Source organism: Bradyrhizobium sp. B039 (assembly GCF_038965675.1).
Lineage (GTDB): Bacteria > Pseudomonadota > Alphaproteobacteria > Rhizobiales > Xanthobacteraceae > Bradyrhizobium > Bradyrhizobium diazoefficiens.
In genome coordinates, this window is sequence record NZ_CP152416.1 from 7,049,499 (window position 1) to 7,075,528 (window position 26,030).

The following is a 26,030-nucleotide window of genomic DNA, read 5'->3' on the forward strand; positions in this document are numbered from 1 at the left end:
CCGCGCCGATCTACTTCGACCGCTGCATCGCGGGCTTCTCGCTCTCCTGCCTTGCCGCCGATAGATTATGCGCGGTGTTGACCAGCGCGATGTGGGTCAGCGCCTGCGGGAAGTTGCCGGTCTGGCGGCCCGCCACGGAATCGTATTCCTCGGCCAATAGCCCGACGTCGTTGGCAAGGGCGGCCACGCGGTCGAACAGTACCTGCGCCGTGTCGAGATCGCCCGACAGCACATAGGCATCGGCGAGCCAGAGGGTGCAGGCCAGGAACGCGCCCTCGATCGGCTGCTTTTCCTCGGACACTTCGCGCGGATCGTGCCGCAGCACGAAGCCGTCGCGCATCATGTGTTTTTCGACGGCCGCGATGGTGCCGCGGATGCGCGCGTCCTTCGCCGGGAGGAAGCCGACCGCCGGCAGCAGCAGCACGCTGGCGTCGAGCAGCTTTGAGCCGTAGGACTCGACGAAGGCATTTTCCTCCGCGTCGAAGCCATTGTTGCAAACGTCGCGGTGAATGGCCTCGCGCAGCGCGCGCCAGTGCAGCAGCGGCGCCTTGAAGCCAAAGGTCTCGGCGCTCTTGATGCCGCGGTCGAAGGCGACCCAGGTCATCACCTTGGAGAAGACGTAGTGCTTCAGCTTGCCGCGCCGCTCCCAGATGCCGTGGTCGGGCTGGTCCCAGACCTCGGCGAGATGATTGAGCACCGCGCATTCCAGCGCCCAGGTCGCTTCGTCATTGAGCTTGAGCCTGGCCATGCGCGACTGGTGGAAGGCGTCGATCAGCTCGCCATAGACGTCGAGCTGCAGCTGTGCATGCGCGGCATTGCCGACGCGGACCGGCTGGGCGCCCTCATAGCCGTCGAGCCAGCCCGCCTCCCATTCCAGCAGGCGCCGCTGGCCCCAGATGCCGTACATGATCTGCATGTTCGCCGGCGAGCCGGCGGCGGCGCGCAAGAGCCAATTGTGCCAGGCCAAGGCCTCCTCGGTATAACCCGAGTTCATCAGCGCCAGCAGCGTGAAGGTGGCATCGCGCAGCCAGCAGAAGCGGTAATCCCAGTTCCTGCTGCCGCCGAGCTTCTCGGGCAGCGAGGTCGTGGGCGCCGCGACGATGCCGCCGGTCGGGCCGAAGGTCAGCGCCTTCAGCGTGATCAGCGAGCGCATGATGAGATCGTGATACTCGCCGTCCCGCGTGCAGCGGCTGCACCAGTCCTTCCAGAATTTTTCGGTCTCCTGGAGCGCGATCTCCGGATCGATCGGCTCGGGCGGGTCGAGGTGCGAGGGGCCATAGGTCAGCACGAACGGCACGGTCTCGCCGGCCTTCACCTCGAATTCGGCAACCGTCGTCAGGTCCTCGCCGCGGGTCCCGACCGGCGTGCGCAGCACGGTCATGTCCTGGCCGGCGACCGCCAGCAGCGAACCGTCCTTGCAACGGCGCACCCAGGGAATGTCGATGCCAAAGCCGAAGCGGATCACGAGCTCCATCCGCAGCTTCACCGTGCCGCTGACGCCGCGCACCAGCCGCACAACGTCGGACGCCTTGCCGCGCGGCGGCATGAAGTCGATCAAGGCGACAATGCCGCTCCTCGTCTCAAACCGCGTTTCGAGGATGAGGGTATCGCCGAGATAGCGGCGTGACGTCGTGGTAACGTCCCCGGCCGGTGCGATCTGCCAGCGGCCGTTCTTGCGCGTGCCGAGGATTGCGGCAAAGCAGGCGTCGGAATCGAAGGCGGGCCAGCACAGCCAGTCGATCGAGCCGTCGCGCCCGACCAGCGCCGCGGTCTCGCAGTCGCCGATCAGCGCATAGTCCTCGATCCTCTGAGACACTGTCGTGCGAGCCTAAAAACCCCGGCGGACTAACTCCCGCCGAGCAACGAACGTTCCCGCGTCGCCGCTCTCAACGCCGTGAGATCGACCTTCGAGGCGATCTTGTCGAGCGTGACAGGCAGGCGCTGCCGCCAGTTCGGATGCTCGTCGATCGTGCCGGGAATGTTGGGCTGGTCGATCACGCCGAGCAGATCCTCCAGCGACACCGCGAGCAGCCGCGAGGGCGTGCGCGACAGGAAGGCGAGCACCGAATAGAGATCGTTGGCGTTGATGCCGTTCTGGCGCAGGATCTCATCGAGCATGCCGAGCGCATGCCAGCGGGCCTTGTCGTCCTCGCCGGGATCGAGCCCGAGCGACAGCTTCATCTTGAGATCGCTGAAGGAGCGCCAACCCGCATAGGTGCAGAGGTCGTGCGTGTTCAGCGTCACCAGCGCGTTCGGCCGGTAATAGTCGATGTTGCGGAAGTGGCCGGCATCGTCGCGCTCGAACATCATGACGAGGTAGGACCAGATGCCGAAATCCTGCATGGTCTCGCGGAAACCTTCCGGCACCGTGCCGAGGTCTTCGCCGATCACGATGCACTTATGGGCCGCGCTCTCGCGCGCCACGGCGCCCAGCAGCGCCTCGAACGGCATCTGCACATAGGCGCCGTTGTCGGGCTTGAAGCCGCGCGGCACGAGATAGAGCCGCTTCAGCCCGAGCACGTGATCGATCCGGATGGCGCCGGCATGGCGCATCGAGGCGGCCAGCATGTCGGCGAACGGCACGAAGGATTGCGCCTCCAGGCCGCCGGCGTTGAAGCCGGCAAGACCCCAGTCCTGGCCGACCGTGTTGAGCACGTCGGGCGGCGCGCCGACGGCGAGATGGCGCGAAATCGCCGTCTGCTCGTTCCAGGCATCGAAGCCGTTGGACTGCACGCCGACGGCAACGTCGAGATAAAGCCCGACCCGCATGCCGAGCTGGCCGGCCAGCTCCTTGGCCGCGTGCAATTGGCTATCGGCGGTCCATTGCACGAATTCGACGAACTCGACCTCGCGCTTGTCAGGACCGTTGCGCAGCCGGGCACATTTTGTCTCGTCGGGCTGCCGCCACTCGGGCGGCCATTCCCACCACGGCCCGGTGAAGCGATGCCGCAGCACCTCGAAGCAGGCAAAGCGGGACAACAGCGGCGCGCGGTCCGCGCGGAAGGCGTCGAACTGATTGCGGCGGACGCCGCTCGCGCTCCGCACGAAGCTGTTAAAGGCAGCGCGCAGGGCGAGCCATTTCAGCGCCGCCATGTCGGCATAGGGGACGCGATCGCCTTCGCGCAGCCGCGCGGCGGTCGCGGCCGCATCGGGGACGAGGTCCGCGGAAAATTCCGGGATCGCCTCGACGTCGATGTAGAGCGGATTGAGAAACAGCCGGCTGTTCGGCGAATAGGGGCTGCAATCGGCCGGGTGGTCGTCGAACAACACGTGCAGCGGATTGAGGCCGACGCCGTCGGCCCCGAGCTGTTTTGCGAGCCGGACGAGATCGGCAAGGTCGGTGAAATCGCCGATGCCCCAGTTGCGCTCCGAGCGGACGCCGTAGAGCTGCACGGCGAGCAGCCAGCCGCGGTCGAAATCGCCGCCGAAGGCGCGCTCTGGCGCCACGATCATCGGCACCTCTTCGGTCACGCCCTCGGCATCGGTCAGCGTCAAGCGGTGGTAGCCGAGCGGCAGGCCGGCGGGCCAGGCGATGACGGGCTCGCGCGTCTCGCCTTGTGCGATCACGTTGCCGTTGCCGGCGATTTTCCATTGCAGCGGCGGAGCGCCGGTGGCCGCCAATTCCGTCCGCGGATGTCCCAGGGCGCGAACCACCACGGGCCCGCTGACGAAGCGATAAACCCGCTTCTCCGGCAGGGCGTCGAGGATGGATTTGAGCGCCACGGGATCGGTGACCCGCAGCTTTCCGAGGGCGTCCACGAATTCGGACTGAACACCCTTGATCTGGGCTTGAGCTAAAAGATCCATTCGGCACGCAGCTTGCAGGCCATTGTGTGGCCGGGGGCAGGGATTTTAACGAGGTGGCGGAAGACGTTAGTCAGGGGTAACTCAAAAACGGGCCTGCCGTTCCCAGGCGGAACTAATGACACACAAGCGGCTTTCTATATAGGTATCAAGCGTAGGTTCCCGACAAGGGAAACGGGCCCTGCTTTCTTGTCAATGGCATCACCGTGAACAAGACAATTCAAACTGTCGAAAGTGCCGCAGCCGGCAGCGCTTTCCTCATCGAAGACGTCTATCCCTTGATCGACGGCGGCCGTTTCGCCGTGAAGCGGATCGCGGGCGAGTGCGTCGAGGTGTGGGCCGACATCTACCGCGACGGCGAGGCCGTGGTCGGCGCCGCGCTGATCTGGCGACGCGAGCAGGACCGGGAATGGCGGAGCGAGCCGATGATCCATCACGGCAATGACCGTTGGTCCGGCGCGTTCACGCCCGTCGAGCCCGGCCAATATCTCTACGCGATCGAGGCCTGGACCGACGAGTTCGCGACCTGGTCTCACGCGATCGCACGCAAGCGGCTGTCCGGCGCCGATGTCAGCCTCGACGCCATCGAGGGCGCAGGGCTCCTGACCAAGGCGCATGGCGCGCGGCAGGACGCCGCGGCGGTGATCGTCAGACAATGCGAGGACTATCTTCAGACCGGCGAGGTCGCCCCGCTGCTCTCAGCCGAGCTCGGCAACGCCATGGCCGAGAGCCAGTCGCGGCCCGACCTCACGCGCTCGCCGCTCTTCCCGCTGATCGCCGACCGCGACAAGGCGCGCTTTGGCGCCTGGTATCAGATGATACCGCGCAGCCAGGGCCGGATCCCCGGCCGGCACGGCACGTTGCGCGACTGCATCACGCGCGTGCCCTATATCGCCGCGATGGGCTTTGACGTGCTCTACTTCACGCCGGTCCACCCGATCGGGCATAACAGGCGCAAGGGCCGCAACAATGCGCCTTCGGCGACCGCAGGCGAACCCGGCTCGCCCTATGCGATCGGCACTGCCGAGGGCGGACACGACGCGCTGCATCCCGAGCTCGGCACCATCGAGGATTTCCGTGCGCTGGTTGCGACCTGCCTGGAATACGGCCTCGAGCTCGCGCTCGATTTCGCCGTGCAATGCTCGCCGGACCATCCCTGGCTGACGCAGCATCCGGAATGGTTCAAATGGCGGCCGGACCGCTCGGTGCGGACGGCTGATGGCCCCTATTCGGACATCGTCATCCCCGATTTCGCCTCCGTCGACCGGGCCGGGCTGTGGAATGCGTTCCGCGACGCGATGCTGTTCTGGATCGACCATGGTGTCACCATCTTCGCCATCGACAATCACGATACCGCGCCGCTTCCGTTCTGGGAGTGGCTGATCCGCGACATCCGCCGCCGGCATCCCGAGGTGGTCCTGTTCTCGAAGACGTTTGCACGGCCGAAGCTGATGAAAGGCCTCGCCAAGCTCGGCTTCGCGCAGTCCTTCACCTATTTTCCCTGGCGCACTTCGAGGTGGGAGCTGGAACAACATCTCGGCGAGCTGACGCGTTATCCCGAGCGCGACTTCTATCGCCCGAACCTGTTCGTGAACACGCCGGACCTGCTGCCCTATCATCTCCAGAGCGGCGAAGCCTGGGCCTTCAAGTCGCGGCTCGCGCTGGCCGCGACGCTGTCGGGCAATTACGGGATCTATAGCGGCTTCGAATTGCTCGAACACGAAGCCATCCCCGGCCGCGAGGAATATCTCGATTCCGAGAAGTACCAGATCAAGCAGCGCGACTGGGACAAGCCGGGCAACATCAAGCCCTACATCGCCGCTCTCAACCGCATCCGCAACGACAATGCGGCACTCCAGCAGACGGCGAATTTGCGGTTTCTCGGCATCGAGGACGGCGAGACGATAAGCTTCGTGAAAGAGGCGACCAATCCGGCCAACACCGTCGTCGCCGCCATCGCGCTCTCGCGCGATGCGCGCGAATTCTGGTTGCCGCTCGGCGACCTCACCATCGACGCCGGCGGCCAGCGCCGCCACGTCACCGCACTCGAAAATCTCCTCACCGGCGAACAGTCCCGCATCGAATGGGGCGGGATCAGGTTGCGTATCGATCCCGACCGCGATCCGGCGCTGCTGTTCCGCTGCCTGGCGTAAAGGCTTAACGCCATGAATGTTCTGTCTTCCGTCGATACCAAGAAGATTGAGGCTGCCGAGGTCGTGGATGAGCTCTGGTACAAGGACGCCATCATCTACCAGCTGCACGTCAAGGCGTTTGCGGACAGCAACAATGACGGCATCGGGGACTTCGCCGGCCTGACCGAGAAGCTGCCCTATCTCCAGGAGCTCGGCGTCACCGCGCTGTGGCTGCTGCCGTTCTATCCCTCGCCCGGGCGCGACGACGGCTACGACATCGCGGACTACGGCTCGGTCAATCCCGATTTCGGGACGATGAAGGACTTCAAGCGCTTCATCCAGGAGGCGCAGAAGCGCGGCTTGCGCGTCATCACCGAGCTTGTCGTCAACCACACCTCGGACCAGCACAAATGGTTCAAGCGTGCGCGCCGCAGCCATCCGGGCTCGAGCGCCCGCAACTGGTACGTCTGGAGTGACACCGACCAGAAATACCAGGGCACGCGCATCATCTTCACCGACACGGAAAAGTCGAACTGGACCTGGGATCACGAGGCCGGCGCCTTCTACTGGCACCGCTTCTTCTCGCACCAGCCGGACCTCAATTTCGACAATCCGCGCGTGGTCAGCGCGCTCATCCAGGTGATGAAGCGCTGGCTGGACGCCGGCGTCGACGGCTTCCGGCTGGATGCCATTCCCTATCTCTGCGAGCGCGAGGGCACTTCGAACGAGAACCTCCCCGAGACGCATGCGATCATCAAGCGTCTGCGCCAGGAGCTGGATTCCTACTCCAAGGGCAAGCTGCTGCTGGCCGAGGCCAATCAATGGCCGGAGGACGTGCAGGAATATTTCGGCCGTGGCGACGAGTGCCACATGGCCTACCACTTCCCGCTGATGCCGCGCATCTACATGGCGATCGCGCAGGAGGACCGCTTCCCGATCACCGACATCCTGCGCCAGACGCCGGACATTCCGGCAAGCTGCCAATGGGCGCTGTTCCTGCGCAACCACGACGAGCTGACGCTGGAAATGGTCACCGACGTCGAGCGTGACTATCTCTGGACCACCTACGCCAACGACCCGCGCGCCCGCATCAATGTCGGCATCCGCCGGCGTCTCGCGCCGCTGATGGACAACGACCGCCGCAAGATCGAGCTGATGAACTCGCTCCTGCTGTCGTTCCCCGGCACGCCGATCATCTATTACGGCGACGAGATCGGCATGGGCGACAACATCTATCTCGGCGACCGCAACGGCGTGCGCACGCCGATGCAGTGGAGCCCGGACCGCAACGGCGGCTTCTCGCGCTGCGACCCGGCCCGTCTCTACGCGCCGCTGATCATGGATCCGGTCTACGGCTATGAATCGGTGAACGTGGAGGCGCAGTCGCGCAGCCTGTCCTCGCTGCTCAGCGCCACCAAGCGGCTGATCTCGGTGCGCAAGTCGACGCTCGCCTTCGGCCGCGGCACCATGACCTTCATCCGCCCGGCCAACCGCGCCGTGCTGGCCTATGTCCGGCAGTACCACGACGAGGTGATCCTCTGCGTCGCCAACCTCTCGCGGGCGGCGCAGGCGACCGAGCTCGACCTGTCGCCGTGGAAGGACCGCATCCCGCAGGAGATGCTCGGCCGCACCCGCTTCCCGCCGATCGGCGAGCTGCCCTACATGATCACGCTGGGGCCATACGGCTTCTACTGGTTCCATCTCATGGAGCGCGACAAGTCCGAGCCGGTGACGCCGCGCGCGGTGCCGGAATTCGAAACGCTGGTGGTGCCGGTCAACTCGACCTGGGTGTCGCTGGCGCGTGAGCGCGGCGTGTTCGAGCACGATGTGCTGCCGGGATTCCTGTCGCGGACGCGCTGGTATCCCGAGCACGATCCCAAGCACATCAAGCCGACGCTGACCTCGGCGGTGCCGTTCTGCGACATCGGCGACAACCGGCCCTGGATCGCGTTCTTCGAGGCGGCGCAACAGGACGCCGTTGCGACCCGCTACGTGCTGCCGATGCAGATCGAATGGGTGCGCTTCGACCGCGAGCGCTTCAACCCGAAGGCGCTCGCCGCCGTGCGCCAGGGCGCGCGCGAAGGTACGCTGCTCGACGTCGCGACCGACCAGATCTTCATCGGCTTGTTCCTGCGCAACCTGTCGCAGAACCTGGTGGTGGAAGAGAACAATCTGCGGCTGGAGTTCAAGGCGACCAGCCGGTTTGCCGACTACACCATCAAGGAACCCGGACGCATCCGCGCGATCGAGCAGTCGAACAGCACCGCGCTGGTCGACAACCAGTACGTCGCCAAGATCTATCGCCAGCTCGAAGGAGGCACCAATCCCGAGATCGAGATCGGCCACTACCTCACGGAAGTCGCCCGCTTTGCCAATACGCCGGCGCTGCTCGGCAGCGTCGAGCTGGTCGAGGGCGATCAGCGCAGCACACTCGGCGTGCTGCATGCCTATGTCGAGAACCAGGGCGACGGCTGGGCGGTGACCACGGGCTATCTCGACCGCTATATCGACGAGCAGCGCGTCTTGTCGGCGGGCGAAGCGCCGCGCGAGACCCAGGAGCAGTCGCCCTACCTGCACTTCGTCATGCAGATCGGCCGGCGCCTCGCCGAGCTGCATGTCGCTCTGGCCGCGGCAAGGCCTAACGATCTCGCTCCGGAGCCGATCGGCTCCGCCCACATCAGGCACTGGGTCTCCGACCTCAAGGCACGCGCCGGGCGGGTGTTCGAGCGACTGGCCGACAGCCGCGACGGCCTGCGGGAAGCGGACCGGCCGCTGATCGACCAGCTCACGGCATTGCGCACGAGCCTGCCCGACCGCCTGAATGCGCTCTTGCCATCCGACATCGACGGGTTGAACATCCGTCATCATGGCGACTTCCGCCTCGGGCAAATTCTGATCGTGAAGGACGATATCTGCATCATCGACTTCGACGGCGATCCGCGTCTGCCGCTGGCCGACAAGCGGCGCAAGCTGCCTGCCGCGCGCGACGTCGCCGGTCTGATCCGCTCGATCGATCTTTCGGTGAACGTGGCGCTTGGCCGGGCCCTTTCAGGAGGCACTGACGAGCAGAGCCGGCTTGTAGCCGCGCTCAGTGAATGGCGCGAGCGCGCCACCACGACCTTCCTGTCCGCCTATCGCGAGGCCATGACCGATCGGCGGCTGTGGCCGGAAGATCCGCAATCCGCGGAAGGCCTGTTAAGGTTTTTCCTGCTTGATCAAGCGTTCGACGAAGTAGAGTACGAGCTGTCCCACCGGCCTGAGGGGCTCCATGCGCCGCTGACCGGACTGCTTCGCATTCTGTCCAATGCCGAGAGCGAAGCCCATGCCTAAACTACCTGCCGAGGCCTACGCGATCATCGAGGGCCGCCACGCCGACCCCTTCCACTATCTCGGGCTGCATCCCGAGGGCGGCAAGAGCGTGGTGCGCGCCTTTCTGCCCGAGGCCTCCAATGTCGAGGCGGTTGGCGAGCACGGCGAGGTCGCCCGGCTCGACCGCGTCCACGACGCAGGCCTGTTCGTCGGCGCCTTGCCGAACGGCTCGAAGCATTACCAGCTACGCGCCAAATTCGGCGACAGCGTCGTCGAGTTCGAGGACGCCTACCGCTTTCCGCCGATCCTGACCGATTTCGACCTCTATCTGCTCGGCGAAGGCACCCATCAGCGCCTCTATGACAAGCTCGGCGCGCACCCGATGACGCTCGACGGCGTCGACGGCATCGGCTTCGTGGTGCTGGCGCCGAATGCGCGGCGCGTGTCTGTCGTCGGCGATTTCAATTTCTGGGATTCGCGGCGCCATCCGATGCGGGTGCGCGGCAGCGGCTATTGGGAATTGTTCATCCCGCACGCCAAGCGGGGCGATCACTACAAGTTCGACATGGTCGGGCCGCACGGCCATCAGCTGCCGCTGAAATCCGATCCGATGGCGTTCGCGAGCGAGGTGCGTCCGAAGACGGCCTCCATCGTGTTCGACGAGGCGCACCTGCCGCGGCCGCGCCCGGCGCCTGACGGCATCAATGCGCTGTCGGCGCCGATGTCGATCTACGAGGTCCATCTCGGCTCGTGGCGGCGCAAGGGCGACAATGAATGGCTCACCTACCGCGAGCTGGCCGAGCAGCTGCCGGCCTATGCCCGCGACATGGGGTTCACCCATCTCGAATTCCTCCCCGTCAGCGAGCACCCGTTCGACGGCTCCTGGGGCTATCAGCCGACCGGCCTCTATGCACCGACCAGCCGGTTCGGCACGCCGGAAGATTTTGCCGCGCTGGTCGACGCCTGCCACCGCGAAGGCGTCGGCGTGCTGCTCGACTGGGTGCCCGGTCACTTCCCGGACGATCCGCACGGGCTCGGCAGCTTCGACGGCACCTCGCTCTACGAGCACGCCAACCCGCTGCAGGGCCGGCACCTCGACTGGGGCACGCTGATCTACAATTACGGCCGCACCGAAGTGACGAACTTCCTGGTGTCGAACGCGCTGTTCTGGCTGGAGCGCTACGCGATCGACGGCCTGCGCGTCGATGCCGTCGCATCGATGCTCTATCTCGACTACAGCCGTCCGCCCGGCGCCTGGATTCCGAACCAGTATGGCGGACGGGAGAACATCGAGGCGATCGCGTTCCTGCGCCGCTTCAACACCGAACTGTTCGCCCGCTTTCCGCAGGCAACCACGGCGGCGGAAGAATCCACGGCGTGGCCGCAAGTCTCGCGCCCGGTCGAATTCGGCGGGCTCGGCTTCGGCTACAAGTGGAACATGGGCTGGATGCACGACACGCTGAACTACATCAGCAAGGATCCGATTCATCGCAAGCATCATCACGGCGAGATCCTGTTCGGCCTGCACTATGCCTTCTCGGAAAATTTCATCCTGCCGCTGTCGCATGACGAGGTCGTGCACGGCAAGCGCTCGATCCTGGGCCGCATGCCCGGCGACGAATGGCAGCGCTTCGCGAACCTGCGTGCCTATTACAGCTTCATGTTCGGCCATCCCGGCAAGAAGCTCTTGTTCATGGGCGCCGAGATCGCGCAAAGCCGCGAATGGAATCACGACCAGTCGCTCGACTGGCACCTGCTCGAATACAAATATCACTCGGGCATCCAGGCGCTGATCCGCGACCTCAACCGGCTCTATCGCGCGGTGCCGGCGCTGCACCAGATGGACTGCGACCAGGCCGGCTTCGAATGGCTCATTACCGACGACGCCAATCGCAACGTGTTCGCCTGGCTGCGCAAGGGGCTCGACGAGCACGCGCGCTGCCTGGTGATCGTCAACTTCTCCCCCAACGTCTATCGCAACTATCGCGTTCGCGTGCCCTTTGCCGGCAAGTGGAAAGAGGTGCTCAACTCGGACTCCGCCCATTATGGCGGCAGCAATGTCGGGAACATCGGCGAGGTTCATGCCGTCGACGGCAAGACGCCCGAGCTCCGCCTCACCATTCCGCCGCTCGCCGCGATCTTCCTCGTTCCGGAAAGCTGACCGATGCGCCTGACTGCCGGATCGCCCGCACGCCTCGGCGCAAGCTGGGACGGACGCGGCACCAACTTCGCGCTGTTCTCGGCCAACGCGCAGAAGGTCGAGCTCTGCCTGTTCGACACGCAAGGCCGCCGCGAGCTCGAGCGCGTCGAATTGCCGGAACGGACCGAGGACGTCTGGCACGGCTATCTCAACGACGTCTCGCCGGGCCAGCTCTATGGCTATCGCGTGCACGGCCCCTACGAGCCCGAGCACGGCCACCGCTTCAACGCCAACAAGCTGCTGCTCGATCCCTATGCCAAGCGGCTCTCCGGACGACTGGTCTGGAGCGATGCGCATTTCGCCTACCGCACCGGCAGCCCGCGCGAGGACCTGTCCTTCGACCGGCGCGACAATGCGCGCGGCATGCCCAAGGCCGTCGTGGTCGACGAGACCTTCAACTGGGGCCGGCGCGAGATCCGTCCCAACATCGCCTGGGAAGACACGATCATCTACGAGGCTCACGTCAAGGGCCTGACGCAGAAGCGCGACGACGTCCCGCCGAACTTGCGCGGCACCTATGGCGGCCTGTCGTCGCCGGCGATGATCGAGCATCTGAAGAAGCTTGGCGTCACCACGATCGAGCTGCTGCCGATCCACAGTTTCGTCGACGACCGCATATTGGTCGAGAAGAAGCTCGCCAATTACTGGGGCTACAACACGCTGTCCTTCTTCGCGCCCGAGCCGCGCTACGCCCAGGACAACGCGCTCGATTCCTTCCGCACCACGGTCGCGCGCCTGCACGATGCCGGCATCGAGGTGATGCTCGACGTCGTCTACAACCACACCGCCGAAGGCAACCACCTCGGCCCGACGCTGTGCTACCGCGGCATCGACAACGCCTCCTATTACTGGCTGAACCGCGAGAACCCGCGCTATTACGACGATTTCACCGGCTGCGGCTCGTCGGTGAACCTCACCCATCCGCGCGTGCTGCAGATGGTGATGGATTCGTTGCGCTACTGGGTCGAGGTCTGTCATGTCGACGGCTTCCGCTTCGACCTCGCCACGACCCTCGCGCGCGGGCCGAACGGTTTTGATCGCGGCAGCTCGCTCCTGACCGCGATCCGGCAGGATCCGGTGCTGGCCGCCGTCAAGCTCGTCGCCGAGCCGTGGGACCTCGGGCTTGGCGGCTACCAGGTCGGGGCGTTCCCCTCGCAATGGTCGGAGTGGAACGACCGCTATCGCAGCGCCATGCGCCGCTACTGGAGCGGCGAAGGCAGCCTGATCGGCGACATCTCCAGCCGCATGACGGCATCGTCCGACCTGTTCAACCACGACGGACGTCGGCCGCGCGCCAGCATCAACCACATCACCGTGCATGATGGCTTCACGCTGGCCGACCTGTTCAGCTACAACGAGAAGCACAACGAGGCCAATGGCGAGGACAATCGCGACGGCTCCAACGACAACCACAGCAACAATTGCGGTGTCGAAGGGCCGACCGACGATCCCGGGATTCTCGGTCTGCGCCGCCAGCTTCGCAAGAACGTGCTGGCCTGCCTGATGCTGGCGCAGGGCGTTCCCTTGCTTCTCGCCGGCGACGAGGTCGGCAACTCGCAATCCGGCAACAACAACGCCTATTGCCAGGACAACGAGGTCGGCTGGGTCGGCTGGGGCAATCTCGGCAAGGACGGCGACGACATGGTCGATTTCGTCGCCGGTCTCGCCGACATCCGCCGCCGCTTCTCGCAGCTTCGCAGCCATCGCTGGCTCGACGGGCGCCCCAAAGACGGCCTCTCCTACGGCGCGCTGTGGCTGACGCCTGCCGGAGAGGAGATGACGGAGAACGACTGGAAATTCCCGGAAGGGCGGTTCCTCTCCTATGTGATGGGGCCGATGGAACCGGGCGGGGCCGCGATCTTTATCGTCCTGAACGCCGCTCCCGAAGAGATCGCATTCAAATTGCCCAAGATGACCGAATACAAGAGCTGGCAGCAGATCCTCAACACGACCGATGCCAAGCTGAACACGATCGACTTCCAGCCTGGAAGCGACAGCAAGGCGCCGCCGCGCTCCGTGCTCGCCTTCGCGGGGGCGCTATGAGGCCGTCCTTCGGCGCGAGGCCGACGAAGGAGGGCGTGTCGTTTCGCCTGTGGGCGCCCGGCGCGCGACGAGTCGATCTCCTGCTCGACCGAAGGCACGCGATGCAGCGCCGGCAGGACGGCTGGTATGTGGCCGAGATCGCCAGCCTGACCACCGGCAGTCCCTACAAGTTCAGGATCGATGACGAGATCGACGTGCCCGATCCGGCCTCCGCCTTCCAGCCCGAGGACGTGTTCGGCCCGAGCGAGGTGATCGATCACGACGCCTTCGCCTGGCGCGCGCGCGACTGGCGCGGCCGTCCCTGGGAAGAGACGGTGCTGATCGAGAGCCATGTCGGCACCTTCACAGCGGAAGGTACCTACCGCGCCATGATCGACAAGCTCGATCATCTCGCCGCGACCGGCATCACCGCGCTGGAGTTGATGCCGCTGGCGGATTTCGCCGGCCGCCGCGGCTGGGGCTATGACGGCGTGCTGTGGTATGCGCCCGACAGCGCTTACGGTCGGCCCGAGGACCTGAAGACGCTGATCGACGAGGCGCATTTGCGCGGGTTGATGGTGTTTCTCGACGTCGTCTACAATCATTTCGGCCCCGAAGGGAACTACCTCGGACGCTATGCGCCGAGCTTCTTCACCGAGGCGCACACGCCCTGGGGCAGCGCCATCGACTATCGCGTGCCGCAGGTGCGGGCCTTTGCGGTCGAGAACGCACTGTCCTGGCTCAGCGATTATCGCTTCGACGGACTGCGGCTCGATGCCGCCAACCACATCATGGCGCTGCCCGGCGAGCAGTCGATGCTGCAAGACCTCAGCGTCGCCGCCGGCGAGCTTGCCAAGGCCACGGGGCGGCACATCCATCTGGTGCTGGAGAACGGCGACAATCGCGCCAGCCTGCTCGACGCCGCGCAGGAGCCGCCGAACGGCAAATATCGCGCGCAGTGGAACGACGACTATCACCACGTCTGGCATGTGATGCTGACCGGCGAGCTCGCCGGCTACTATGCCGACTACCAGACGCCGCGCATGGATCTCGCACGCGCGCTCGCCTCGGGCTTCGTCTACCAGGGCGAGATCTCGGAGTTCTGGGGCAAGAAGCCACGCGGCGAGCCGAGCCGCGAGCTGCCGCCGGCGACCTTCGTCAACTTCCTACAAAACCACGACCAGATCGGCAACCGTCCGCTCGGCGAGCGGCTCGAAAGCCTGGCATCGCCGCGGCAGATCGAAGCCGCGCTCGCGGTCACGCTGCTGGTGCCGATGGTGCCGATGCTGTTTCAGGGCGAGGAATGGGGTTCGAAGGTCCCCTTCCCGTTCTTCTGCGACTTCCAGGGCGGGCTGGCCGACGCCGTGCGCAAGGGACGCAGGCAGGAATATGCCTGGGCCTATGAGAAATACGGCGACGAGGTGCCCGACCCGCTCGATCCGGCAACACTGCAATCGGCCGTGCTCGATTGGGGCGGCCGCACGCCGGAGCAGGATGCGCGGCTGGCTCTGGTGCGTGACCTGCTCGCGCTCCGCCGCAAGGATATCATGCCGCGGCTGAAAGGCGCGCGCTTCGGCGACGCCGAGGCGACCGATAGCGGCTTGCTCCGCGCGCATTGGCGCATGGGCGACGGCACGACGCTGCGCCTCGTCGCCAATCTCTCGGATCACGAGATCATTTCCACTGACAATGCGGGCACGCCGATCTGGGGCGGCGCGGCCGGCGATCGCCTTCCGCCCTGGTCGGTGGTCTGGCGCCTCGGAGGTTGACATGCCTCCGGCCATTCCTCTCGCGACCTACCGGCTTCAGCTCACCGCGGATTTCGACTTCGACAAGGCTGCCGCAGTGGTGCCTTATCTCAAATCGCTCGGAATCACGCATCTGTATGCCTCGCCGGTGATGAAGGCGCGCAAGGGCTCGACGCACGGCTACGACACCGTCGATCACAGCCAGTTCAATCCGGAGCTCGGCGGCGAGGCCGGCTTTGCGCGGCTGAGCGAGGCACTCGGCAGGAACGACCTCGGCCTCATCATCGACTTCGTGCCGAACCATGTCGGCGTGCACTTTGCTGACAATCCCTGGTGGCTTGACGTGCTGGAATGGGGACCGACTTCGCCGCACGCGGCCGCCTTCGATATCGACTGGGATCTGCTGCCCCACCGCGCCCGCGGCGGCGTGCTGCTGCCGATCCTCGGTTCGTCCTATGGCGAGGCGCTGGAGCGCGGCGACATCGAGCTGCGCTACGATGCCGGCGAAGGCAGCCTTTCTGCCTGGTATTTCGAGCATCGCCTGCCGATCGCCCCGGAGCGCTATGGCGAAATGCTGCGGATGTTCGTGAAGGAAGCCGATGCCGCCGAGACGGAGGCCGGCAAGCGCCTGCTCGCGCTCGCGGCCCGCTACACCGGCCTTCGCCGTCCCAACCGCAAGGAAGCCCCTGGCTTCAAGGCGGAGCTGAAGGAGATCGCGGGCGCGGCCGACATCATCGCGAGCGGCCTTTCCGCCTATCGTGCGGCCAAGGATCGTCCGGCGCAGACGCTGGCGCTGCATCATCTGCTGGAGCGCCAGCACTACAAGCTCGGTCATTGGCGGCTCGCCTCCAGCGACATCAACTACCGCCGCTTCTTCGACGTCAACGGGCTCGCCGGCCTGCGCGTCGAGGACCCCGGCACATTCGCTGCCACGCACCGGCTGGTGAAGCAGCTCGTGGCCGACGGCAGGCTGCACGGCATCCGTCTCGATCACATCGACGGCCTGCGCGATCCCGCCCAGTACTGCCAGCGGCTGCGCCGGCTGGTGCGCGACGCGCAAGGCAACACCAAGCCGTTCTACACCGTGATCGAAAAGATCCTGTGCGAGCACGAGCACCTGCCGCATTTCGCCGGCATCCAGGGCACCACCGGCTATGAGTGGATGAACGTCATCACGCAAGTGCTGGTCGACGCCAAGGGGCTGGAGGCGCTGGACGAGACCTGGCGGCAAGTCAGCAATCGCCCACCGCGGCTTGCGCCTTACGTCAAGGAGGCCAAGCGGCGGGTGCTGGAGACGCTGCTCACCAGCGAATTCATCGTGCTGACGCGCCTGCTCGCACGCATTGCCAACGGGCATTACTCGACCCGCGACTTCTCGGCCGACAGCCTGCGGCAGGCGCTCGAGCTCTACGTGCTGCATTTCCCGGTCTATCGCACCTATCTCACGTCCGGCGCGCCTGCCGCGCACGATCGCAAGCTGATCGACGATACCATCGCGCGTGCCCGGGCAGAGTGGTTCGCCGCGGACGAGGGCATTTTCGATTTCCTGCGCGATGCCCTCACCATGGACCTGCTCAAGCCCGGCCGGCCCCCGCACAGTGCCCCACGCGTGCGCCGCTTCGCGCTAAAGGTGCAGCAGTTCACCGGGCCGGTGATGGCGAAGTCGCTGGAGGACACCGCGTTCTACCAATTCCACCGGCTGCTCGCGCTGAACGAGGTCGGCGGCGATCCCGCGAGCACCGGCCTTGCCATTCCCGCCTTCCACGAGGCCATGCGCGCGCGCGCCAAGGAATGGCCGCAAGGGATGACGGCAACCGCCACCCACGACACCAAGCGCGGCGAGGACGCCCGCGCCCGGATTGCAGCGCTCAGCGAAATTCCCGGCGAATGGACCAGCGCAGTTTCACGCTGGAAAGTGCTGAACGCGCCGCATCTCGCACTCCACGGCCATCTGCGCGCCCCGTCGGCGACGTTCGAATACATGCTCTACCAGACCCTGCTCGGCGCCTGGCCGCTTCAGACACCCGCGGACGCCGGCTTCGTCGAGCGTATCCAGGCCTATGCGCTGAAGGCCGCCCGCGAGGGCAAGGAAGAGACGAGCTGGCTCAACCCGCACGAGACCTACGAGACCGGACTACGAGACTTCGTCGCGAAGATCCTCGATCCCGCGCAGTCGCGCGAATTCCTGGAGGCGCTGCAAACCCTGGCGCGCCGCGTCGCGCTGCTCGGCGCGTTGAACTCGCTGAGCCAGCTCACCCTCAAGGCAACGCTGCCGGGCGTTCCTGACTTCTACCAGGGCACCGAATTCTGGGATCTGTCGCTGGTCGATCCCGACAACCGCCGTCCGGTGGATTTTTCCGCGCGGAATACGGCGCTTGGTTCGCTGTCCGGTCCGGATTGGAGCAGCCTTATCAAGACCTGGCCGGATGGCCAGCTCAAGCTGGCCTGGACGCGGCACCTCCTCAAGCTGCGCAACGAGCTCGCCGGCGTTTTTACGCAAGGCGACTACCAGTCGCTGGACGTCCATGGCGCGCACGCCGATCATGTCATCGCTTTCGCCCGTCGCCACGACCGCGCTGCGGCGATTGTCGTGGTCGGGCGATTGTTCGCGCCATTTTCGCAAGGCGGCCGGGAATGGCCCGCGCTCGAAGGTTTTGACGCCACCATCGACATCACCGGCTACGCCGCGCCGGGACTTGCGGGTAACGAGCTGCCGGTCGCGCAGGCTTTTCGTGATTTTCCCGCGGCCGTCATCGAGGCCCGTACAGCGGGCGCCATCAGGCCTGCGCGGCAGCGCGTGCGCGCCTGAAACTCACTTTCCCCCGTCCTTGGTCAGCAGCAACTGCCCGCGCTTGCGGATCGTCGCCTGCGCCATCTCGGCAAAGCGCTGCAACAGCCAGGGCAGCACGACTTGCACCTTGACCTGGTCGTCGGCGACGTCGACCTGGCCGGTGGCAATCTGCCCGAGTGCGCGGATGCGAAAGGTCATGCTGTCGCCGCTCCAGCGCTCCTCCTCCACCTGCATCACGGGAATGCTCGCCGCCGCGCGGCCAAGCCCGGACTTCAGCCGGCTCACCGCTTCCTCGCGGCCGAGACGATGGGGAATTGAAACGACAAGCGGTGCTGACATGGCCGTGCCCTACGCTGATTGAATCTCATTCATCATGCCGGCCCGAGCGGCAAAGGTTCCATGCAACTTGCACCTGTCGCCCCGTTTCAAAACCGGAACTTTAAAACCTGCGGCAAGTTGCCCCCGCACCAAAGGGACAGGTGCAAACGACCCTTTCAACAGAGGGCTGGAGGAGACTAGCATGTCTATCGGTACGATCATTCTGATCATTTTGGTCATCGCCCTGCTCGGCGGCTTCAGCGGCATCGGCGGCGGGCCGTTCTACGGCACCGGCTATTACGGCGGCGGCGGCCTCGGGCTCGTCATCGTCATCCTGCTGATCCTGCTGCTGCTCGGACGGATCTAGCCAAGTCGGTCATTCCGGGGCGCGCGCAAGCGCGAACCCGGAATCTCGCGCCGCAAACCTCTGGATTCCGGGTCTGCGCTTCGCGCAGCCCGGAATGACGTTTAAAAGAGCGACTACCTCATCTTCCCCGCAAGCTTCTTCATCGCGGCCTTGATCGACGCGGCCGCATCGTCATAGCCCTCCCACGCCTTGGAACGCGCCAGCAGGCCCGGCACCGTGCGCACCGTATATCGCTTCGGATCGAGATCGCCCTTCACCTGCGCCCAGGTGACAGGCATCGACACGGTCGCGCCGTCGCGGGCGCGGGGCGATAGCGGCGCCACCGCCGTCGCCAGGCGATCGTTGCGCAGATAGTCCAGAAAGATCTTTCCGTTGCGCAGCTTCTTGGACATGTTGAGCAGATAGCGCTCGGGCTCGTCATCCGCCATCCATTGGCAGATTCCTTGCGCGAACGCCTTGGCCTCCTTCCAGCTCACCTTGTCGCGCGCGCCGTGGAGCAGCGGCACCACCACATGCAGGCCCTTGCCGCCGGTGGTCTTGCAGAAGCTCTCCATGCCAACGTCAGTGAGCCGCTGCCGCATCTGCTTGGCCGCCTCGACGACATCGGCGAAACCGACATCAGGCGCGGGGTCGAGATCGAACACCAGCCGGCCCGGCGTATCATAAGCATCAGGCGCGCAATTCCAGGGATGCAGCTCGAGGCCGCCGATCTGCGCGACCGCGGCGAGGCCCTCGACGCGATCGATCTGCAAATACGGCTTGCGATCGCCGGACACCTTGGCGAGCTCGAGCAGGTTCGAGGTGCCCTGCATGGCATGGCGCTGGAAGAATGTCTCGCCGCCGATGCCGTCGGGCGCGCGCAGGATCGAGCAAGGTCGCCCCTTCAGGTGCTCGATCATCCAGCCGCCGACCGCCTCGAAATAGCGCGCGAGATCGAGCTTGGTAACGCCCTCGCCGTCGCCGCCATCCGGCCACAGCTCCTTGTCTGGCTTCGAGATCACGACGCCCATGACCTCGGCAGCGCCGGCATCTTTCTTCTTTCCGGACTTCGCAGGAACGCGCTTTCCAGCAGACGGCCTGGCGAGCTCGGTATCGGCGGGCGTCTCCGCCTCGACCTCCTCGGCCGGCTTGTCCTGCCGCAGACCCTTGAAGGCGGCCTGACGAATGTTGCCGTCGGCGGTGAAGCCGGCGAACTCGATTTCGGCGACGAGCTCCGGCTTCAGCCAGTGCACGTCCCGCGTCTTCTTCGGCGCGTTCTTGCCGCTGAACGGGCTGTCCTTGGCCTCCATGGCTTTAAGGGACGGCATGATGCGCTTGACCGTGTCGGCGCCGAAGCCGGTACCGACCATGCCGACGAAGACGAGGTGATTGCCGCGATGCACACCGGCCATCAGCGAGCGGAATTTGCCGTTGGTGGTCTTCCAGCCGCCGATCACGACCTCATGGCCGGCCCGGCATTTGGCCTTGGTCCAGCTCTCCGTCCGTCCCGACCGGTACGGCGCGTCCAGCTTCTTCGACACCACGCCTTCAAGCTCGAGCTTGCAGGCCGATTGCAGCACGGCGTCGCCGCCGCTCTCGAAATGCTCGACATAGCGGATCTGGTTCGATTTCCGCTTTTGTGCCTCCAGCAGCTCCCTGAGCCGCGACTTACGCTCCCTGAGCGGAAGGCGGCGATAGTCGCGGCCTTCGGCGAACAGGAGATCGAAGGCAAAGAAGATGAGGTCCTCGGTCTTGCCATCCGAGAGCGCCGCCTGGAGCGAGGAAAAGTTCGGCGCGCCGTTGTGGTCAAGCGCGACGATCTCGCCGTCGATCATGGCTTCCGGCAGCGAATTCGCCTCCTTCGCGATTGAGCCGAACTTGTCGGTCCAGTCGAGACCCTTGCGGGTCTTCAGCGTCCCCTTGCCGTCCTCGATGCGAAGCTGCACGCGGTAGCCATCGAACTTGATCTCGTGGCACCAGCCGTCGCCGGCCGGCGGACGCTCGACCGGCGTGCAGAGCTGCGGCGCGACGAAATCCGGCATCTCCGAGACCGTCTTGGCGTTCGTAGCCGCCGTGGCACTCTTCTTTGCGGCCTTGTTTACGGTCTTGCCGGCCTTCAACGCGGCGCGTGGCGCCGGCGCGACGGTCCGCCCCTTCGTCTCCTCGACGCGGTTGGATTGCCACACTGCATCGGCCTTGCCCCTGGCACCCTTCGCCAGCATGAACGGCTTGGGCGCGCGGCCCTTGCCTTCGGCGATCTGCGCCATCGCGCGGCCGGAGGCGACTGACTTGTCCTCGGCAAGGATGTCCTCGCCCTCGCGGGCATATTCGTCGCGATGCTTGATCAGCAGCCAGTTGGTGCGCTTGCCGCCATCGCGATCGTTGCGCATGCGGACCAGCACCCAGCTTCCGTGCAGCTTCTCGCCGTGCAGCGTGAACTTCAGGTCGCCCTTCCTAAAACCACGCTCGGGATCATCGGCCTCCCAGGTGCCGCGGTCCCACAGCATAACCGTGCCGCCGCCATACTGCCCTTCCGGAATCGTTCCTTCGAAATCGCCATAGTCGAGCGGATGGTCCTCGACCTCGACCGCCAGCCGCTTGTCGTGCGGATCGAGCGAGGGGCCCTTCGTCACCGCCCAGGACTTGAACACGCCGTCGAACTCGAGGCGGAAATCATAGTGCAGCCGGCTGGCGTCATGCTTCTGGATCACGAAGCGTCGCTGTTTCGAAGAGGCTACCGCGGCCTCGCCGGAGGGCTCAGGGGTCTTCTCGAAGTCCCGCTTCTGTCGATAGGTGGAGAGTTTTCGCAGCACGACCGGTCCCGCATCTCTTTCGGCTTCAAGCCTATCACGGCAAAAGTCCCATCCGGAACCAAAACCCGACGCGCCGGTTGGAGTTCCAAAACGCCTTGAAAACGCTGGAGAATGGAATGGCCCCCCGCGCCTATTGGAAGGGAACGTTGAAGCTGTCGCTGGTCAGCTGCCCGGTCGTGCTCTATCCCGCAACGACCGCCGCGGAGAAGACCCGGTTTCACATGATCAACCGCGAAACCGGCAATCGCCTCAAGCAGCAAATGGTCGATTCGGAAACCGGCGACGTCGTCGAGAGCGACCAGAAGGGACGCGGCTACGAGCTGCGCAAGGGCAAATATGTCGAGATCGAACCGGAGGAGCTCGAGGCGGTCCAGATCGAGAGCAACCACACCATCGACATTGAGAGCTTCGTGCCGAGCGACGAGATCGACCAGCGCTACCTGGACCATCCCTATTACATCGCACCAGACGGCAAGGCCGCAATCGACGCCTTTGCCGTGATCCGCGACGCCATGAAGGACCAGGAGCGCGTCGCGCTCGCAAAAATCGTGCTTACCAACCGCGAGCATGTCATGGCGATCGAGCCGCTCGGCAAGGGCCTGCTCGGCACCACGCTGCGCTATCCTTATGAGCTCCGCGACGAGGACCAGTTCTTCGACGACATCAAGAGCCCGAAGATCACCAAGGACATGATCGAGCTCGCCGGTCACATCCTGCACACCAAGGCTGCGCATTTCGATCCGAGCAAGTTCAAGGACCAGTACGAGACCGCGCTGAAGGCGCTGGTGAAGCGGAAGGCGAGCGGCAAGACGATCGAGCTGCCGGAGCCGGAGGAGCGGCCGAGCAATGTCGTCAGCCTGATGGATGCGCTGAAGCAGAGCCTGAAGGGGCGCGGCGGGGGACGGACGTCGGCCAAGTCGCATGGGCGGCGGACGACAGGACGGGGACGAGCCGCGAAGAAGGTGCACCGGTCGACGGCGCGACAGAGGAAGGCGGGTTAGCTTGTCATTTCGGGGCGCCTCGAAGAGGCGAACTATGGTGCGCAATTGCGCACCTGAGAATCTCGAGGTTCCGGGTTCGATGCTTCGCATCGCCCCGGAACGACGGCTTAGTCAATCCCCCGCCTTCAGGCGGTACCCGATCCCCGTCTCCGTCAGCACATATTGCGGACGTTCCGGATCGGCTTCGATCTTCTGGCGGAGCTGGCGGACGTAGACGCGGAGATATTGCGCATCCGTCAGCTCGTCCCAAAGCTCCTTGAGCAGGAATCTGTGGGTCAGCACCTTGCCGGCGTGCTGCACCAGCACGCGCAGGAGGTCGTACTCCTTCGGCGACAGCTTGACCTCGCGCTCGCCGACCTTGACGATGCGGCGGACGAGATCGACGGAGAGATCGCCGGTGCGGAATATCGGTCGCTCGCCCTGGACCTGGAGCTGGTGCCGCAGCGCGGCGCGCAGGCGCGCCAGCAGCTCGTCCATGCCGAACGGCTTGGTCAAATAGTCGTCGGCGCCGAGATCGAGCGCCTGCACCTTGCCGGCCTCGTCGCCCCGGCTCGACAGCACCACGATCGGCACCGCTTCGTTGCGGGCCCGGATGGTGCGGAGCAGCTCGTGGCCCTGGATGTCGGGCAGGCCGAGATCGAGGATGATCAGCGCAGGCTCCTCGGTGAGCTTCTCCAGCGCAATCTTGCCGTTTGACGCTTCTAGGATCTCATAGCCCTGCGTCGTCAGCCCCATCCGCAGCAATTTGCGGATCGGTGGTTCGTCGTCGATGACCAGAACCTTGATCGGGGCGGCACTCATGCGGCGGTATCCAATGCGTGGGTCTGTGCCGGAACGGGCAAACGGATGGTGAGGACCGCGCCGCTCCGGTCGCTGCGGTTGGCGGCCGAGATCGTGCCATGCATTGCCTCGACGAAGCCGCGGGAAATGGCGAGCCCGAGCCCGGTGCCGGGACGAACGTGATCGCCCTTCTGCACGCGATAGAACTTGTCGAACACGCTCTCGACCTCGTCCGGCGGAATGCCGCTCCCCTCGTCGGCGATCTGGAGCACCACCTGATCTCGCTCGCGCTGGCTCTTGATCGAGATCGTCGTCTCCGCCGGCGAATACTTCGCGGCGTTGTCGAGCAGGTTGAACAGCACCTGCTCGAACAGCACGGCATCCAGCTGGAGCATCGGCAGATCGGCGGCCAGCACCAGCTCCACCTTGTGTGCGGTGAGGATCTTGGTTGCCCGCCGGAGCGCGCTGCCGACGATCTCGCCGAGATCGTGCAGCGCCGTGTTGGGCACGATGGCGCCGGATTCGAGTTTCGTCATGTCGAGCAGATTGGCGATGAAACGGTTGAGTCGCTCGGACTCGTCGATCACGGTGGCCAGCAGGTCGCGCTTCTCGGTGTCGGACAAGGCACCTGCCAGATCGCGCATGGTGGAGGCGGCCCCCAACACGGAGGCGAGCGGCGTCTTGAGGTCATGCGAAATCGACGTCAGCAGTGCCGAGCGCAGCCGCTCGGATTCGACGGTGCGCTTGACGCGGTCCATGTCCTCGACCAGCAGCACGCGTTCGATCGCGAGCGCGCCCTGGTCGACCAGCGCATCCAGCAGCCGGCGCTGGTCCGGCGTCAGCAGCGGGCCGGTACGGTCGTTGTCGATGCCGATCACCCCGATCGGGCCGCGGCCGGTGCGCATCGGCAGGAACAGCCGTTTCGCACCCGGCAGCGTGTCCGAGCCGCGACCGGCCGGGCGATCATTGCTCCAGGCCCAGTTGGCGGCGGCAAGGTCCGCCTGGTCGAGCTGGTCCTCCGGCGGATAGCCGGACTTCACCGTGAGCAGGCCATCCTCCGGCAGCAACAGCACCACGCGCACCTTCAGCATCAGCGCGATCTGATAGGCCGTCGCCCACAAAACGTCGTCGAGCGTGGCGGTGCCGGCGAGCTTGCGGCTGAAAGCATAGAGCTGCTCGGTGGTCCTGATGCGGCCAATCGCGGTGTCGGCCTGCGTGCGCACGCGCGCGGCGACATTGGAGACGATCATCGCCACCACCATGAACAGGACAAAGGCGGCGACGTTGGTCGGATCGGTGATCGTGAAGGTGTAGATCGGCGGCAGGAAGAAGAAATTATAGGACAGCGAGGCCGCGACGGTGGCGAGCAGCGACGGCCACAGGCCATAGCGGACCGCGACCGCCACCACGGCCGTGAGCAGCACGAGGTCCACGTTCTCGATGCCGAACCTCGGCTGAATCAGCTCGGCAGCGCCGAGGCCGATCAGCACGATGCCGAGCGCCTTCAGATAGGGCAGCGGATCGAACGGCTCCGTCCGCGCCGCGGTCTGCACCGCGGTCTTGGGCGCCGCCTCGCCCGGCACATCGTCGCCGGCGATGACATGAACCGTGATATTGCCGGCACGGCGCACCAGGTCATGCACGACCGAGCCGCGCGTGATCTCGAACCAGCGCGAGCGCGTCGACTTTCCGATCACGATCTGGGTGACGTTGTTGCCCTGTGCGAAATTGACGACGTCGTCGGCGATGCGGCGGCCGACCGCGGGAATCGTCAGTGCCTCGCCGCCCAAGGCTTCGGCGAGCCGCAGCGTGTCGGCGAGCCGGTCGCGCTCGTCATCGGAAAGCTGGAGGGAGCGCCGCGTCTCGATCGAAATCGCGGTAAACGGCGCATGCAGCCGGTCGGCCAGCCGCTTGGTGTAGCGCACGAGGCCGGCGGCGCGCGGATCCTCGCTGACGCAGACGAGAATACGCTCGCCCGCGGCCCAGGGGCCGGCGATGGCGTTCGCCTGCATGTGGGTGAGGAGCTGCTCGTCGACCCGTTCGGCTGTCCGCCGCAAAGCGAGCTCGCGCAGCGCGGTCAGATTGCCCGGCGAGAAATAATGCTCCAGTGCCCGCTCGGCCTGCTTTGGGACGTAGACCTTGCCTTCCCTGAGCCGCTGGATCAGGTCATCGGGCGTGAGGTCGATCAGCTCGATCGCATCCGCGCGGTCGAACACCGAGTCCGGCACCGTCTCGCGCACCCGGACATGGGTGATCTGGGCGACGACGTCGTTCAGGCTCTCGATGTGCTGGATGTTGACGGCCGTGTAGACGTCGATGCCGTGGGAGAGCAGCTCCTCGACGTCGAGATAGCGCTTGGGATGGCGGCTGCCGGCCGCGTTGGTGTGGGCGAGCTCGTCGACCAGCGCGATTTGCGGCCGGCGCGCGATCACGGCGTCGAGGTCCATCTCCTCGATCGTCTGGCCGCGGTAGTCGAGCCTCTTGCGCGGGACGACTTCGAGCCCCCGCACCAGCGCCTCGGTCTCGGCGCGGCCATGGGTCTCGACGAAGCCGACCACGACGTCGATGCCGGCCTTGCGCTTGGCATGGGCACTTTGCAGCATCTCGTAGGTCTTGCCGACGCCGGGAGCCGCGCCGACGAAAATCTTCAGCTTGCCGCTCGCGCTTTCCTCCCGGCGCGCGGCTTCCAGCAGTGCCTCGGGAGACGGACGTTGTTCGGAATCGCGGCGCTCTCGGACCATTTTGCCAATATAATCATCTGCGCAC

14 protein-coding genes are annotated in these 26,030 nt (G+C 65.4%); 8 read left to right on the plus strand and 6 right to left on the minus strand.

The window, feature by feature from the left end:
- Nucleotides 1-10: 10 nt before the first annotated feature.
- On the minus strand, nucleotides 11-1,816 hold the full coding sequence (locus AAFG50_RS33475; protein ID WP_028174544.1) for a glycoside hydrolase family 15 protein: 1,806 nt from the start codon (nucleotides 1,814-1,816) through the stop codon (nucleotides 11-13).
- A gap of 29 nt (nucleotides 1,817-1,845) precedes the next feature.
- Complete coding sequence (malQ, locus tag AAFG50_RS33480; RefSeq protein WP_011089504.1) at nucleotides 1,846-3,807, minus strand: 4-alpha-glucanotransferase; 1,962 nt, start codon at nucleotides 3,805-3,807, stop codon at nucleotides 1,846-1,848.
- Between the two features lie 203 nt (nucleotides 3,808-4,010).
- Between malQ and AAFG50_RS33485 the strand changes: the two genes are divergently transcribed.
- From AAFG50_RS33485 to treY, 6 genes are read left to right on the plus strand one after another with little or no spacing between them, the layout of a single operon-like run.
- Complete coding sequence (locus tag AAFG50_RS33485; protein ID WP_028174543.1) at nucleotides 4,011-5,957, plus strand: maltotransferase domain-containing protein; 1,947 nt, start codon at nucleotides 4,011-4,013, stop codon at nucleotides 5,955-5,957.
- A 12-nt stretch (nucleotides 5,958-5,969) separates the two neighbouring features.
- Nucleotides 5,970-9,266, plus strand: a complete 3,297-nt coding sequence (gene treS, locus AAFG50_RS33490) for a maltose alpha-D-glucosyltransferase (RefSeq protein WP_028174542.1) — start codon at nucleotides 5,970-5,972, stop codon at nucleotides 9,264-9,266.
- On the plus strand, nucleotides 9,259-11,406 hold the full coding sequence (gene glgB, locus AAFG50_RS33495) for a 1,4-alpha-glucan branching protein GlgB (protein WP_028174541.1): 2,148 nt from the start codon (nucleotides 9,259-9,261) through the stop codon (nucleotides 11,404-11,406). Before treS ends, glgB begins: the two co-directional genes overlap by 8 nt.
- Nucleotides 11,407-11,409: 3 nt before the next feature.
- A complete protein-coding gene (gene glgX, locus AAFG50_RS33500) occupies nucleotides 11,410-13,488 on the plus strand; it encodes a glycogen debranching protein GlgX (protein WP_011089508.1) in 2,079 nt (692 codons plus the stop codon).
- Nucleotides 13,485-15,236 (plus strand): malto-oligosyltrehalose trehalohydrolase, encoded by a 1,752-nt coding sequence (treZ, locus tag AAFG50_RS33505; protein WP_028174540.1) that lies wholly within the window; start codon nucleotides 13,485-13,487, stop codon nucleotides 15,234-15,236. Before glgX ends, treZ begins: the two co-directional genes overlap by 4 nt.
- Before the next feature lies 1 nt (nucleotide 15,237).
- Complete coding sequence (gene treY / locus AAFG50_RS33510) at nucleotides 15,238-18,024, plus strand: malto-oligosyltrehalose synthase (RefSeq protein ID WP_028174539.1); 2,787 nt, start codon at nucleotides 15,238-15,240, stop codon at nucleotides 18,022-18,024.
- Between the two features lie 3 nt (nucleotides 18,025-18,027).
- Here the strand turns inward: treY and AAFG50_RS33515 are convergent, their stop codons facing one another.
- Nucleotides 18,028-18,345, minus strand: coding sequence for a polyhydroxyalkanoic acid system family protein (locus tag AAFG50_RS33515; protein ID WP_028174538.1), 318 nt, complete (start codon nucleotides 18,343-18,345; stop codon nucleotides 18,028-18,030).
- Nucleotides 18,346-18,526: 181 nt separating this feature from the next.
- Between AAFG50_RS33515 and AAFG50_RS33520 the strand changes: the two genes are divergently transcribed.
- On the plus strand, nucleotides 18,527-18,691 hold the full coding sequence (locus tag AAFG50_RS33520) for a DUF3309 family protein (RefSeq protein WP_007595743.1): 165 nt from the start codon (nucleotides 18,527-18,529) through the stop codon (nucleotides 18,689-18,691).
- 113 nt (nucleotides 18,692-18,804) lie between these two features.
- Here AAFG50_RS33520 and ligD read toward each other — a convergent pair whose 3' ends face one another.
- Nucleotides 18,805-21,483, minus strand: coding sequence for a DNA ligase D (gene ligD / locus AAFG50_RS33525; RefSeq protein ID WP_028174537.1), 2,679 nt, complete (start codon nucleotides 21,481-21,483; stop codon nucleotides 18,805-18,807).
- Nucleotides 21,484-21,599: 116 nt separating this feature from the next.
- On the opposite strand from ligD, the gene AAFG50_RS33530 reads away from it, so the two are divergent.
- Nucleotides 21,600-22,484, plus strand: coding sequence for a Ku protein (locus AAFG50_RS33530; protein WP_028174536.1), 885 nt, complete (start codon nucleotides 21,600-21,602; stop codon nucleotides 22,482-22,484).
- A 111-nt stretch (nucleotides 22,485-22,595) separates the two neighbouring features.
- On the opposite strand, the gene AAFG50_RS33535 is transcribed toward AAFG50_RS33530, so the two are convergent.
- Complete coding sequence (locus AAFG50_RS33535) at nucleotides 22,596-23,285, minus strand: response regulator transcription factor (RefSeq protein WP_011089514.1); 690 nt, start codon at nucleotides 23,283-23,285, stop codon at nucleotides 22,596-22,598.
- Nucleotides 23,282-26,005: a sensor histidine kinase KdpD gene (locus AAFG50_RS33540; RefSeq protein WP_028174535.1), complete on the minus strand. Its 2,724-nt coding sequence runs from the start codon at nucleotides 26,003-26,005 to the stop codon at nucleotides 23,282-23,284. Before AAFG50_RS33540 ends, AAFG50_RS33535 begins: the two co-directional genes overlap by 4 nt.
- Nucleotides 26,006-26,030: the final 25 nt, after the last annotated feature.